Below are 13,483 nucleotides of genomic sequence, written 5' to 3' on the forward strand. Positions count from 1 at the left end.
ATGTTAAACAACAAATGTAGCCTCAGGGCACACAGTTTAATTTAAATAGTAGAAGTTAGACCCCACTTACATCTACCGCATTCAAATCCAAGGTACAATCGCCCTCTACCTGAGTTATACTTCTCTTATCACTTAATCATTTCTAGTAAAAAATGGCTGATGATTTTTTATCCGATGAAGACAAAGCCCTGTTCCGTGAACACATGAGCTCGGTAAAACCATTAAATGAAAAAACCCAGCGGGTAAAAAATTCTGAACCTAAGCCTTCAATTCCCACCCAAAAGAGCAAATTATCAGTCACACCCGTAATAAAGGAATATTACTTGTCGGATATGATTGTGGACACGGTACTTTCTGAAACCACCCTTTCCTATTCACATCCAAGTATTTCCCACCAGCGATTAAAAGCATTAAGAAATGGACAAATTCTCTGGGAAGCACGGTTGGATTTACATGGTTTAAAAGGCGAAAAAGCGAAGGACATTTTATGCCAGTTTATTCAAACCCAGGCCGAACAGGGTAAACGATGTCTATTAATAATTCACGGCAAAGGAGGCCATCTCGGTGCACCACCCGTAATTAAAAATTTACTGAACCGTTGGTTGCCTCAATTCGAGGAGGTTTTAGCTTTCCATAGCGCCTTACCAAAGGATGGTGGGAACGGTGCAGTCTATGTGCTGCTTAAAAAACAGCGCTAACCACACCCCTGGTTGGCACCATCCCTTTACCCGAGTTTAGTTGTGCTCAACCAATGCTATTTTTATATAGTTCCTTTACTTGCGTTCATGCCCTATTCTGAGGATAATTCGCTACATAAATAAAATATCAAGAGAGAACATGGAACATTTAGGTCAATTTATCATAAATCATTGGCAGTTATGGCTTGCCCTTATTGTGGTTTTATTACTTATATTCATCAATGAGTTGTTTACACAGAAAAAGAAAGCAAAAGAACTGACTCCTCAGGCAGCTGTTGATTTGATCAATAATGAGAATGCTGTAGTCATCGATTTGCGTGACAAAGATGCCTTTAAACAAGGACATATTATTGATGCGATCAATGCCAAAAACGAGGATTTTGAACAACAGAAAATGGATAAATATAAAAATACTCCCCTTATCCTAATTGCTACACGAGCAATGGAAGCCCAAACCCTAGCCAACAAAATTCGCGCCCAAGGGTACCAACCGCATGTACTTAGCGGCGGAATTACTGCCTGGCAAAATGCAGAATTACCCTTGGTTAAAGGAAAATAGATTATGGCAGAAATAATTATGTACAGTACGGGTTATTGCCCCTACTGTGTCAAAGCCAGAGAATTATTAAACCATAAAGGTACTTCATTTACTGACCTTCGCATTGATTTACAGCCCGAATTACGTCAGGAAATGATAGCTAAAAGCGGAAGACATACAGTACCGCAAATTTTTATTAATGGCCAACATGTCGGTGGCTGCGATGATTTATATGCCCTGGATGCCCAGGGAACACTCGATCAATTACTAAGAGGATAGCAATATCATGAGCGAACAAGCAAACCCAGCGCAAAACCAAAATGAAACCCAATTCATGATTCAAAGGATTTATATTAAAGATTTATCTTATGAAACGCCGAATACGCCTGCTGTGTTTCAACAACAATGGGAACCCGAGTTAAACCTCGAACTCAATACTTCCAACACCAAACTGGAAGAAGGTGTTTATGAAGTAGTATTAACAGTAACTGCCACCGTAAGCAACCAAAAAGCAACTGCATTTCTTGTAGAAGTAAAACAAGCAGGTATTTTCACCATTCAGGGTGCTCCAGCCAATCAACTGGATCATATATTAAACAGCTTCTGCCCCAATATTTTATTCCCATATGCCCGTGAAGCAATTACCTCACAAGTAATTCGTGGCAGTTTCCCACAACTGGTATTGGCACCTATTAATTTTGATGCGTTATACATGCAACAAGTTGCAGAAAAACAAAAAGAAGGCCAAGCTTAAAAATACTAAGTATGAACTAAAGTATTGTTTGCCCGGGTTTAGGCAAAGCCTTAACCCGGGAGTGGGAATAAGAATTCTATTTTTTCAACTCAGATACTACGCTTATCTCGCTAACCAATACACTCCTTTTTAAGAGCATAAAATGAACCAAAAAAACATTGCCATATTAGGTGCTGGCTCTTGGGGAACTGCGGTGGCAATTCACCTAGCCAAAGTGGGACATCGTGTTTTGTTGTGGGGACATGATCCGCAGCAAATTGCTCTTATGACTGAGAAAAAATCAAACTCACGCTATTTACCTGATATTGGTTTCCCTAAAACTTTAGAACCTTCAGCCGATTTTGATCAGTGCATGAACGAAGCCAATTTCGTTATTATTGCTGTTCCTTCCCATGCTTTTGGAGAAATTATCAGCAAAATAAAAAAACCACCTCAAGGACTTGCTTGGCTGACTAAGGGTATTGATCCACAAAGCCATCAATTATTAAGTGATTTAGTGAGTCAAGCTTTTGGTCCTACTTTTCCTAAGGCAATTATTTCAGGTCCATCATTTGCCAAAGAAGTAGCTCACTTCCTGCCCACTGCAGTGACTTTAGCTTCCAATAATGCGCAATATCAAAAAGAGGTGCGTGCATTACTTCATCATGATAACCTCCGTGTGTACTTGAGCGATGATCTCATCGGCGTGCAAATTTGTGGTGCTATTAAAAATGTCTTGGCAATTGGCTGTGGTATCAGTGACGGCTTAGGATATGGTGCGAATGCAAAAGCCGCATTAATTACCCGCGGACTGGCCGAAATGGAGCGCCTAGGATTAGCTTTGGGAGCACGAGCAGAAACTTTTCTTGGTCTAGCCGGTGTCGGCGACTTAGTTTTAACTTGTACCGATGATCAGTCCCGAAACCGCCGCTTCGGCTTACTTTTAGGACAAAATATCAGCATCAACGATGCAGAACAGCAAATTGGCCAAGTCGTAGAAGGGAAATATAACGCTTCGCAAGTATGCTTCCTTGCCAAACAACAGCAGGTAGAAATGCCCATCTGTGAACAAATTAATGCACTGCTACAAGGAAAAATTAGTCCAAAACAAGTGGTCCAAAATCTAATGAGTCGGCCACCCAAGGAAGAATAAATTTGGAGCGACGACATCGCCGACTATGTCATTCCCGCGAAAGCGGGAACGAAAGTTTTTTAAATAGTTTGCAGCGTTGCCAAAATGTACAGTGAAATTACGTTTAGCCTTTAACATCCACCAGCTCGATATCCTCAGAGGACAAGCGATCGCCCAAAAATATCTCGCCAACAATCTGAAAACGCTTGATTGAGTCGGTTACTAAATAACTTACCGAACGTCCCAAAGAAGGAGCATCATTCAACAAGTCCTGTTTTTCAAGCAACTGATACAGGGCCTGGGAAGTGGCATGAGCTGAATCGACTATAGTGACTCCTTTAGGTAACAAGTCGCTCAACAAAGACTTAAAAACAGGAAAATGGGTACATCCCAGGAGCACTGTATCTTCATGGGTAAAACCATCCAGGTAATGTTTTAACGCTTCGCGGGCTACTTGATTGTTGACCATCCCTTCTTCTGCTAGGGCAACTAAAACACTGCATGCGCGCGTATTAATGATTGCTTGGGGTAAGTGTTGCGTGATTAACTGTTGGTATGCATTGGAGGCAATCGTTGTTTCGGTAGCTAAAACAATGATACGTTTGTTTTCAGTTGCCGCAACGGCTGCCGCGGCACCTGGTGCAACCACACCAAGCACCGGCATACCGGGTAACATTTCCTGTAAATACGGTAAAGCGGCTGTAGTAGCGGTATTACAAGCAATTACCAAAGCCTTAATCCGCCGCTCTACCAACAATTTTGCCATTTGCATGGCATATTGTTTTACCGTATCTGGACTTTTAGTCCCATAAGGAAGTCGAGCTGTATCCCCCAAATAGATAAACGATTCTTGCGGTAAGCTCTCCCGCAATGCTCGTAAAACCGTTAAGCCGCCCATCCCTGAGTCAAATACACCAATCGCCAGTTGGTTTGAATTCAATTCTATTACCCCTTTTAGTAATTAGTTCCTAAATCTAACCCCCTAAAGTCTTCGCTTTTCCTTCTACTGCCAAGTCTTTGTTAACCTCTGTTTCAATATTATGCTCTTTAGTATCGGTCAGTGTATCTCGATAGAATGAAGTAGATTTTTTTACGCCTTTATCCACCTCTTCTCTTTTCTTTGGGGCGATTATAGCAGTAAACTCCCTTACGTGTTCCGCCGTGGTTCCGCTGGCTCTTTCCATGAATACTTTATTGTATACAGATTCGGCCTTAAAACCTCTCCAGTTGCGTTCCCCATCGGGTTTCCAGTTCGCTGTACCGGTAACGGATATTTTATCACGAGAAAATTTAGGGTGGTGCTCCCCTAAAACACATATTGCTGTCCATAAATAGGCCAACTCTTTTTCTTTACCTTGCCATCCTTTTAATTTGATGAGACTCTCGCCATCCCAGTCTTTTAGCAATTCTTTGGCAGCTCTCAATGATTGATCCGCTCTATGAACTGGATCTTCTACGGGCACGGCAATCATCACCTTTATAGGTCTGGAACTGACTACATCTTTTCCTACTAGAGATGATTTGGGGGGCAAGGCATCTTCAGGATGATAATTGATAGCAATACGTCCTTTTATATCTATCTGTTGACCAGGATTATTTGGGTCAGTCTTGGTGCCATAAAACGTATTGATACCAAGAATTTTACCTTGATCCGGAATTTTCAGCAATGTCGGAGAGTCGTTAGTATTTGTAACTGCAGAGGTTAAATTAGAGTTTCTTGCCCCCGGCTTTATAGGAAAGACTCTGTCGTCATCAATTTTTTGTATATCAGCCAAGTCGAGTTCCGTGTAACTCGTTGATGTTGTCTCTATCACAGCAGTCAGCTTACGATTCTGTATGCCTTTTATTTGTTCCAGGGCTCCATTTTCTCCCGATATTTTTTGTTTTATTTTTTTGTAAAATTTGAGCTGGTCCTCAATCTCTATGATTTCTTTATTTAATTCCTTATGAAGAAGGTTAAATTGATCCTTTACGTCACCAGCAGGTAGAGCACCAGAAGGTGTATTATCAAGACGGACTTTAAGCTCGGCTCGAACATGTTCTAAATGCACGATGACCGTATCACATTGTTTTTCCAAAGCCTTATATTCTTCTAACATCTTCTCGGCTTTGTTTTTTGCTTTAACTTCGTTTGCGCCGCTATATAAAGCAGGGAGTGCATTGAGATTCTTTTCGAGCGCTTCTAAATGGCCTTTATGTTTTTTAATAGCAGGCTTATCTTTTTGCAATCTCTCTAAATCTGTGGTGATTTCATTTATGAGGTAGAGTTGGTCTCGGGCACCTTGGTTAAAAAGAGACTTAACTCTCATCCCTTTTAATTCATTGTAAACGCTTGGCGTGAACTCTTTGCTTAATTCATTTTTTAGTGTTCGCTTTGCTGGATCTCTATTGGCTTGATCTTCTGGAATCAGTTTATCAAGAAACTGGTGAACGTTAGTGCTTGATGCGAATGTCTGTTGATAAAGCCTTTTTATCTCCAGTGAGATTGGATTAACTTGATCATCTATGCTAAGAAGATTAGCCTGCTGCGGCGCTACTCTCGCAATAATCTCCACAAATTTTTTCTCTGTTGCGCTCAAAGCCTGCTGTACTTGCGATCCAGACCCGGTATTAACCATCCCAGATGCAGTTTTGTGAGCCTCAAATAAAAGTTTATTTTTCTTATGTTCGTCTTGAATCTTTTCAGATACCGTAGTAGGTGTAGCATTAGCAGAAGCATCAATTAAGTTTCCATCATTATAATCTATCAGATTGAAAGCTTTATAAAAGCCTGTACTTGCTGCTGTACCATTAAATGGCGCAGCTGGAGCACCACACGCGTTATGAAGTGCATCAATGAAATTTTTGTAGTCTCCCGGATTAGAAAAAATATTGTCTTTTTGAGCTAATAAAGCTGTATTTATCGCACCCACCATAGCTGGAGTAACAGTAGGAAGTCCCATCAAAACTTTCGCTATTGTGGGATTCATGATTTGCTTAAATGCAGCAGCTCGTTCATTTTCTTGAACAAGCCCGGTCAAATCAAGGTTATTGCCTTTGGCATCTTTGGTTCCCCAATAATACTTAATTTCTTCGGCACTTTTTGCATTGATTACAAAGAGCAACTCGTGCTCTTTACCCGGTTTCATTATTTCCGCTTGTTTGGTTTCGGGTAGTTGTTTAAATACATCAATTAGTGTTGGATGCGCTTTTGAACCCAAACGAGAATATTTTTCAACTTCTGTTTCGAACTTCTTCTCGCGTTCTTTTCGTGTAATAACTCCGATCTGGTCACGAAGAGCCTTTCTTAATTCAGGTAAATCATTTTCTTCAACAAATTCAAATGCAACCCCATTTCCGACTTTTTTCACCAGCTCTTTTCGGAAACTCTCTAAATTTACAGAAGCCGCTTCTAGCTCCTTTAGAGCTTTAAGATCACCAGGTTGGCCACCAGAACCTATTTTTTTTATAATATTCGCTGTGAGAGCTACTTTAAACGCTGCTAAGTTACTATCGGTTACAGCCATGCCGATGATTGTTTTATCATCTGCGTCTGCTACGACAAAAGTTTCTAATTGGGTTTTTAAGTTAGCCTTACTTGCTTCTTTTAATGCATTGAGTAAATTTGCATCATTAATCGCCTTATCTACAGCTAAGATCTTTGCTTTAAGATATTGCTCACATAATGGTTGTTGATGCTTCGTTCCAAGATTTGTTCTTTGACTATCTTCCAATGTCGTCATTCTATTCTTGTACGGGTGCTGAGGATCCTCTTTTAATTTTGCATCTGCAGCCAAAGCATCTATGAATGGTTTTGGACCTTTTTTGAGAGTATTTTTCATTCCCAAAAGATCAGGGCTTGTAGCGCTGCTTTTAAATATTTGTAATTGGTTTTCAAACTCAGCTATAGCCTTTAGATCCAGTAAGTTATCTCTTCGCTTTGTAGCTGCATCAACAACTACAGCAACGGAGTCAAATGCTAAACCATTTGTTATATCATCTAGTGTTTTTCCAGGAGGTAGAGTAATCCCTCCTGCAGTAATAAGTGCTTTAGCAGCAGTTTGAAATTCTCCTATATTTGTTGCCTTGGTCAGATCATCAAATAATTTAGGATCAGTGAGTTCGGGTTTGGCTATTAATTTTAGTAATAGCTGATTTGCTGCTTCTATTCTTATCTTAGCTAAAGAGGCATGGGTTAGGACATCCTCATTGCTTGGATTCCATCCATGTATCTCACCAAATTTAAGTCCAAGAGAGTTCTCCCTTGATGCTAAGTATTGTCTAAGTATTGTTCCATTATCGGTAAAATCAGAGGTTAAAAGGCCTACTAAAACATCATTTTGCGCGGCTGCTAATGAAAATTTGACACGTTGTTCTGCCGCTGCTTGTTTTATTTCTTTGAAAGAGGGACCCTCAGACGGTTTTGTACTCAAGAAATCATCATTTTGAACGGGTCTAGCAGAGACCCATACAAGAGCTCTAACACCTCGTTTTATTGATCCTAAATCCCAACCAGGAGGAGCAATTGAGTTGTCCATTTTCTGCCAAAAAGTTAAACTTTCCTGTGATAGGACTGCGGATCTAAATTCTTGTGGATTATTGATATCGGATTTTAACAACTCGTCTAAAGCACTATTCCTTTCCGCTTCTACAACAGTAGGTCCTCGTAACTTTGCAGTATCCTTTAACACTGCTAAAAGCTCTCTATTCTTAGGCATATTCGCACACTCCGCAAACCATAATGTATCTATTTTAAACTTATTTTATTAAATTAACCTTAAATTTCATTGCTTAATCACATCTTGCTTGAACAAAGGAGGTAAGATGAACTAACTTTATAACATTATTATAGCAAGATTAAAGGATTAAGCGTTGAAAATAATACTAACTGGACTATTATTTGCATTAATAGATTGTATTTATGCTCAAGGGTGTGTCATTGGTGAAATTCCTTCGCACCCACGTTATGTCTGTTTTGATGGCAAAACATTGCAACTTGCAGAAGATGGCCATTACCGCTGGAACGCTAAAAGGGGCTGTTTTGTGAGTGCGGTTCCCTGTTGTGCTTACAAAGCGACTCATTATGCGTTTTACCCGGATCCTACTAAAATTGGCGCTGCGTATGCCCGTTGCCGACATGATTACCCATTCCACCTTGGAGAAATGCAAACGCATTAATTTTTAATCGTCGCGAGCATTTGAGGTATTAAGTTGGTCATTTTTGTCATTATCGGCTGGGTTATGTTGCACAATAGGATTCTTGCAACTCATATTCCAAAGCAGCTTCTTTTTTCTGACCACAAGAAAAGAATGAAAAAAGATTGGAGTCTTTGGATTGATTGCGCTCTAAAGCCCGGTTAATCAAGATATTGATTTCCCATTGTGTAGAACTCCAACCGTATAATCCACGTAGCTGGCGTATAATCCATAACTTACTGCGGAGCTGACGTATGTATTTTACTCCTGCCGATTCTTCCTCAGATGAGCGACCATTTATGTCATATCTTAAATGATGCAGCGTATTCTCAAAATTAGGCCGATTCTGATTCACTTCAATAAAGCGTTTAATACATTCTAAGGCTAAATTCTTTTGAAATTTTAGACAAAAATGATGATCTTCACCTATATCTCTTAAAATCAATTTTAGCGCGGGATAACTCATGTTCGGTTTGATTTTATCCAAATAAGGATTTTTAAACGTATAGGCTTTCACTAAAGACATAAGACCGGAGGCTCTAAATTTTTCGGTCATATGGGCCCCATTTTCAATTAGATGCTTGAGGATTAGCTTTCCATTTTTTGTTACATCCTCCTCATCATTTAATCCAGCTTGAACTCGTTCTGCTATACAATCTAAAGGAGTTTTACCGGCTTTATTTTTTACATTAATGAACTGGCCAAACATACTTAAAGTTTCTTCATACCGATATTCACCCAATTTAATTGCGGTATGTAACGGCGTATCCCCTTTTTCAAATCCACTCCCTTTAAGGCATAAACTCTTATAACGTTTAAAGGATGTACGAACTTTTTCAACTAGAGCCGCCGTTATTAAATGGGGGGGAATAATTTCTTTCAATAAGTCATGGGTATTTTTACTATCCAAATTTCCCACATAATCTCGAAACTCTTTTACCGAGAATAATGCAGCTCGCAAACGGGAAAGCCTTGCTATGGTAGTTTGAGTCATCAATGCAACTTCTGCCCGAACGGCAGCATTATCCATCTCTACACAATCTTGAAGGGTCTGCTCAATAAGCTCATGGGGTATTAAAATATGTTTATAAAATGATTTCCATTTTGCTTTAATGAACTTAGGATTATTACTTAATAACGAAAAAGCTTTAATGTCGGCATAATTATGATATTCCTTATTGTCAAAGGGATTAGCAATATAGCTAAATTTGGTTGGCCAATAGGAATTAGAAGAATAGGTTAAACACGTTAGTGATTTAAGATCCTGGACCATAATGTCAAACGCATGAGCCCCATGTATTAAATGGAACGGCCGGCGAGTTTGAAAGCTCATGATGCTGTCTACAAACATCAAATCATGATCAATTTTAAAGAACACTACCCTAGGTTTGCCATGGCGCTCTACCAGATAAAATCCATAATTCCCTTTATGCAGGTCATCTTCTTCCAAAGTATAAGAAGTCGAAAGGATGCTGGCTAAAGAGTCATAATCAATGGTTAATTTTTTTCCAATCTCCGCTTCAACTAAGCGCGCAAAAAAACCCTGCGGCAACTTATCCAGAAAATAAATAGGTATTTGAGTAGGATCCCTAAGACTTATAGGAGTGGAGGCACAACCTGTATTCGGATCATTTAACGTATAAAAATCATGCTCGAACCCCTCCCTATTTGCTATAACATAGCAAAGATGCTGAACCGCCAAACCAAGAATGTTTTGGTCATCATCTACCACCAGGTTGTTGGGTGGAGTTAGATTTGACAATAAAAACAGGCGAGCCAATTGACTAAACATCACTTCAAAACGAGAAAATCCAGGTTGTCCGTATTTATTCTTTTTATAAATGATTCGGTAAGGAGATTTTTCCTTATCGGGAGGAGTATATACCGCTTTAAGATAGGCCTCATGACCCGATGCGTGTGACGCCGGTCCTAAAGTAATATCTCTAATCTGAAAAAATGCAGCCATGAACCATAAATCGGAATCAAGTTGCGCTAAATTTTAACATAAAGAACAAAAAAATCAATTCTCATCAATGGTTAAAGTATCATTTTGAGAATCAAAATCTCCGCTGCTGTTTAAACGGATTTGCAAACCCACATTATTTTTGGAATCAGCATACTTAATCGCATTTTCTTGGGAAATGGCTCCGCTGCGGTATAATTTCAATAGAGCCTGATCGAATGTCTGCATGCCCTGTTCGGTGCTGCGTTCCATTGCCTCTTTAATGTCATCAATTTTTCCTTTCTCGATCAAATCAGAAACATAAGGTGTATTTAATAATAATTCTACAGCGGCCATCCGCTGATTATTCACACCAGGAATAAGGCGCATTGAAATAATAGACCGTAAGTTAAGTGACAAATCCATCAATACCTGTTTTCGGGCGTCTTCAGGGAAAAAATTGATAATTCGATCCATAGCCTGGTTTGCATTATTGGCATGAAGTGTCGAAATACATAAATGTCCTGTTTCTGCATAAGCAATAGCATGCTTCATAGCATTGCGCTCACGAATCTCACCAATTAAAATCACATCCGGGGCTTCACGCATTGCATTGACTAGCGCATTATCATAACTCATCGTATCAATACCTACTTCACGTTGATCCACTATTGATTTTTTATGTTGATGAATAAATTCGATGGGGTCTTCAATGGTTAAAATATGCCCACTTTGATTTTCATTGCGATAATCAATCATTGATGCCAAGGTGGTTGACTTACCCGAACCGGTAGCACCTACCACTAAAACCAGGCCGCGTAACTCCATAACAATTGATTTTAAAATCAGAGGTAAATTTAATTGTTCCAGTGAAGGAATCTTATTCTTAATATAACGCACCACCATCGAGATGTCTCCACGCTGGCGAAACATATTAATTCTGAAACGCCCGACCGAAGCAATGGAGAGTGCCATATTCAGTTCTAAAGTAGACTCGAATTCTTTACGCTGATCATCGCTCATCAACGATAATGCGATTTCAGCCATTTGTTGAGATTTGAGTGGCACTTGGCCTACAGGAGAAATTACCCCTTCTATTTTAATATTAGGTGGCGCCCCTACACTGAAAAATAAGTCTGAAGCACCGCGATCAACCATCAATTTAAAAAAAGGAGTAATGTCCATATATTATCCTACCATCGTTAGAGTGTAGCCTGTGTAAAACACCCAGACTACACTGTAAGACTCGTTAAGAAATCACCAAATCCCGTATCCTTCGATTTTCTAATTCATTCTCACACGCCTTTAGAAAAATCGTTTTGGCATTCTTTGCTGCCTCGCTCTGGACTGGCATTAAATCTACCACCTCATAGAGACGTATCAAAAAATTTACACATTCTTCTTTAGTATATTCTATGGATTTCACTTTGTGGGAAAGACGTTCCTCTTTTATACTCTTATTCTTTAATTCAGCTTCCAAAGCCTTGCTTAAATCAAGCATTTCTTGGAAATAATTGGTATTAAAAGGAGCCATAGCCAAACGCTCTGCTCCGTCATTTTTATTGGGTGTCGCATTCCACCGTTGCGCTGCTTCGATAAATTCTTTCATGTTTTTCGAATCTAAAAACTGAGAATAATGAACCACCCCAGCGGGAAATTGTTTTCCTAGATGGTTTCTTACTTCGAATTTTTGTTCCTTCAAAAACCCTAAAAATTCTTTTTCAAAACGTACAATACCTGGTGTTTCGGGGTGAGTGACCACATCTAAAGCAATAATATGTTCATCAGGACTACTCGTACCGGTTGGAGACAATCCACCATTAGTCCCTTTCAAATAACGAACATAGACCGCATAGGTTATCGGATATTCCCCAAGCCTTGATGCCTTAACAACTTGATTTTCGATTTGGTGCAAAATAGCTTCTAAATGTTCCCCCGCTTTATCATCTTGAACAGGAATAAAATAATCCACATCACGTAATTTTTCGGGGAAAGCGACTTGAGGATGAGTGAGGTGATTTTCAAAATCGATTATAGGTTTTGTTCCACGTTCCTCAATCGACTGGGCTGCAGCAATTAACATAAACTCGGGTAATAAACCTTTTAACTCCGAATTAACCAAAAAATCCATTAAATCTTCACCCAATCTTAATCCCAGCTCTTGAACAAAAGATGTAATTGTTGGTGAATAGGTAGGTTGACTTTTTTGAGTGGGTTTATCCATAGTGTAATTCCACATACGCACTTGCCACTGATGAACGTTTTCACCCAGAGGGGACGAGCTGGGCATTCCCATAACACTCACGTAGTGATTATTCTTTAATATATCCCCCAGTTTGCCCTTCATCTCTTCGGTATTATGAAATAGTGCAATTGTTTCACGTAAATTGTAAGCCTGTACCGCGCGCATTTTGACACTAAGAATAACGCCTAGAAAACCGCTATGTGCAGCACACAATGTGTGAAAATCAGGATGATCGGGAGTGAGTTCACGAATAGCCCCATCCATATCACAAACTCGGATTGACTCTATCAAGCCACTTACTGCCGGCTCGTCTCGGCCGGTACCATGTCCTCCCGGACCAAGCAATCCTATCAAGCTTGCCCAACTCAACATACTCAATGTCGAAGAAGATAAATTATTTTTCCGCAAAAACTCTGCATATTCAGCTATTTGCATTCCAGCACTTACTTCGACCAAGAAGGCAGGAAGTTGATGAATTGGATTGTTGGGATTAAGCCATGCGGGTTTTGTGTGCAGAGGCCCAAGAACCTTCGCTTTGTGAAATTTTTTTTTAAAACGAAGAATAATGTCGGTACCTTCACCCTGAGCCGAGGTTCTTCCTCCTACCACTTCTGAAAAGGAAAAACTGCCTTTACCATATTCTTCTTCTTGGACTTTGGACCATGGAAATAAACAACAGCTCTGACTTTGGTCTTTATTCTCCCAACCGGCAGTCGCTCTTAATGTAATTTTATCTTTTGGAGTTCGTTCCTTATTCATCCGGTTTAGTTCTTTCATTATTAATTGGACTTGTGCTTCACTGTCTACATCAACAACTACGGCAGAGGGATTACGTACGTTGCCCATAAAATTCGTCCAACCCTGACTAAACGAAATCTTGTTGCGGGTTAGCATATCCATAAAATCAAATTTTAGCTTGGCTGGAAAAGTCATCATTGCTCCTATCGTTGATTACATCAAAAAAGGTAAAGACTTTATTCATCCATCATGTCATAAATTCTTGAAACGTTACATATAGGA

At 39.6% G+C, this 13,483-nt stretch carries 11 protein-coding genes; 6 read left to right on the plus strand and 5 right to left on the minus strand.

Annotated features, from left to right (window positions below):
• The first annotated feature begins 152 nt into the window (after positions 1-152).
• The 5 genes from ACWTE2_RS28880 to ACWTE2_RS28900 all read left to right on the plus strand — a co-directional run bounded on the left by ACWTE2_RS28880 (position 153) and on the right by ACWTE2_RS28900 (position 3,122).
• Entirely contained in the window at positions 153-698 is a 546-nt protein-coding gene (locus tag ACWTE2_RS28880; protein ID WP_454785449.1) for a Smr/MutS family protein, read from the plus strand.
• Between the two features lie 139 nt (positions 699-837).
• Positions 838-1,257, plus strand: coding sequence for a rhodanese-like domain-containing protein (locus tag ACWTE2_RS28885; protein ID WP_182392663.1), 420 nt, complete (start codon positions 838-840; stop codon positions 1,255-1,257).
• Positions 1,258-1,260: 3 nt separating this feature from the next.
• On the plus strand, positions 1,261-1,515 hold the full coding sequence (gene grxC, locus ACWTE2_RS28890) for a glutaredoxin 3 (RefSeq protein WP_454785450.1): 255 nt from the start codon (positions 1,261-1,263) through the stop codon (positions 1,513-1,515).
• A gap of 7 nt (positions 1,516-1,522) precedes the next feature.
• On the plus strand, positions 1,523-1,990 hold the full coding sequence (gene secB, locus ACWTE2_RS28895; RefSeq protein WP_182392661.1) for a protein-export chaperone SecB: 468 nt from the start codon (positions 1,523-1,525) through the stop codon (positions 1,988-1,990).
• Between the two features lie 142 nt (positions 1,991-2,132).
• Positions 2,133-3,122, plus strand: coding sequence for an NAD(P)H-dependent glycerol-3-phosphate dehydrogenase (locus tag ACWTE2_RS28900; RefSeq protein ID WP_454785451.1), 990 nt, complete (start codon positions 2,133-2,135; stop codon positions 3,120-3,122).
• A 103-nt stretch (positions 3,123-3,225) separates the two neighbouring features.
• Here ACWTE2_RS28900 and murI read toward each other — a convergent pair whose 3' ends face one another.
• Both murI and ACWTE2_RS28910 read right to left on the minus strand, forming a co-directional pair.
• Positions 3,226-4,041 carry a glutamate racemase gene (murI, locus tag ACWTE2_RS28905; RefSeq protein WP_454785452.1) on the minus strand — a complete coding sequence of 272 codons (816 nt, stop codon included), beginning with the start codon at positions 4,039-4,041 and terminating at the stop codon, positions 3,226-3,228.
• Positions 4,042-4,075: 34 nt separating this feature from the next.
• Entirely contained in the window at positions 4,076-7,798 is a 3,723-nt protein-coding gene (locus ACWTE2_RS28910) for an interaptin (RefSeq protein WP_454785453.1), read from the minus strand.
• A 154-nt stretch (positions 7,799-7,952) separates the two neighbouring features.
• Between ACWTE2_RS28910 and ACWTE2_RS28915 the strand changes: the two genes are divergently transcribed.
• Positions 7,953-8,258, plus strand: a complete 306-nt coding sequence (locus ACWTE2_RS28915) for a hypothetical protein (protein ID WP_454785454.1) — start codon at positions 7,953-7,955, stop codon at positions 8,256-8,258.
• A 61-nt stretch (positions 8,259-8,319) separates the two neighbouring features.
• Here the strand turns inward: ACWTE2_RS28915 and ankK are convergent, their stop codons facing one another.
• The 3 genes from ankK to ACWTE2_RS28930 all read right to left on the minus strand — a co-directional run bounded on the left by ankK (position 8,320) and on the right by ACWTE2_RS28930 (position 13,399).
• Positions 8,320-10,242 carry a Dot/Icm T4SS effector AnkK/LegA5 gene (ankK, locus tag ACWTE2_RS28920; protein ID WP_454785455.1) on the minus strand — a complete coding sequence of 641 codons (1,923 nt, stop codon included), beginning with the start codon at positions 10,240-10,242 and terminating at the stop codon, positions 8,320-8,322.
• A 54-nt stretch (positions 10,243-10,296) separates the two neighbouring features.
• A complete protein-coding gene (locus ACWTE2_RS28925) occupies positions 10,297-11,403 on the minus strand; it encodes a PilT/PilU family type 4a pilus ATPase (RefSeq protein ID WP_454785456.1) in 1,107 nt (368 codons plus the stop codon).
• 64 nt (positions 11,404-11,467) lie between these two features.
• Positions 11,468-13,399 carry an FAD-binding oxidoreductase gene (locus tag ACWTE2_RS28930; RefSeq protein ID WP_454785457.1) on the minus strand — a complete coding sequence of 644 codons (1,932 nt, stop codon included), beginning with the start codon at positions 13,397-13,399 and terminating at the stop codon, positions 11,468-11,470.
• Between the last annotated feature and the right edge of the window lie 84 nt (positions 13,400-13,483).

It is taken from the genome of Legionella nigrisilvae, from assembly GCF_977063395.2.

Excerpts from the sequence above, each read along its gene's own strand:
- ACWTE2_RS28880 (WP_454785449.1), top strand. The coding sequence starts at position 153 with ATGGCTGATGATTTTTTATCCGATGAAGACAAAGCCCTGTTCCGTGAA.
- ACWTE2_RS28885 (WP_182392663.1), top strand. The coding sequence starts at position 838 with ATGGAACATTTAGGTCAATTTATCATAAATCATTGGCAGTTATGGCTT.
- grxC (WP_454785450.1), top strand. The coding sequence starts at position 1,261 with ATGGCAGAAATAATTATGTACAGTACGGGTTATTGCCCCTACTGTGTC.
- secB (WP_182392661.1), top strand. The coding sequence starts at position 1,523 with ATGAGCGAACAAGCAAACCCAGCGCAAAACCAAAATGAAACCCAATTC.
- ACWTE2_RS28900 (WP_454785451.1), top strand. The coding sequence starts at position 2,133 with ATGAACCAAAAAAACATTGCCATATTAGGTGCTGGCTCTTGGGGAACT.
- ACWTE2_RS28910 (WP_454785453.1), bottom strand. The coding sequence starts at position 7,798 with ATGCCTAAGAATAGAGAGCTTTTAGCAGTGTTAAAGGATACTGCAAAG.
- ankK (WP_454785455.1), bottom strand. The coding sequence starts at position 10,242 with ATGGCTGCATTTTTTCAGATTAGAGATATTACTTTAGGACCGGCGTCA.
- ACWTE2_RS28925 (WP_454785456.1), bottom strand. The coding sequence starts at position 11,403 with ATGGACATTACTCCTTTTTTTAAATTGATGGTTGATCGCGGTGCTTCA.
- ACWTE2_RS28930 (WP_454785457.1), bottom strand. The coding sequence starts at position 13,399 with ATGATGACTTTTCCAGCCAAGCTAAAATTTGATTTTATGGATATGCTA.